Below are 270 nucleotides of genomic sequence, written 5' to 3' on the forward strand. Positions count from 1 at the left end.
GCTAGAACTGGATGCGCCGATCTCCCCACTTTCAAAAAAACTGGATCACCTTCAGCATATCCCGCTGGATATAGACGTTACTCCGCAGGATAACAGCAGAACCCAAAAAGAAGGTTCGCAATGGACATACAAACATTTCCATGGCTTTGCTCCTATTATGTCTTATGTGGGAAAAGAGGGCTGGTGTATAGGCGCTGAACTTCGTCCTGGCTCACAACATTCCCAGAACGATTTCGTGCCCTTTCTAAACACTGTATTACACAGACTCCG

General features: G+C 46.7%; 1 protein-coding gene. It reads left to right on the plus strand.

All coding sequences use genetic code 11. From position 1 onward, the window contains the following. Window positions 1–270, plus strand: a 270-nt coding sequence (locus CWC18_RS20800) for a transposase (RefSeq protein ID WP_212747756.1), incomplete at both ends; no start/stop codon positions are given.

The sequence above is a fragment of the Pseudoalteromonas aurantia genome (genome assembly GCF_005886875.1).
Classification (GTDB): domain Bacteria; phylum Pseudomonadota; class Gammaproteobacteria; order Enterobacterales; family Alteromonadaceae; genus Pseudoalteromonas; species Pseudoalteromonas aurantia_A.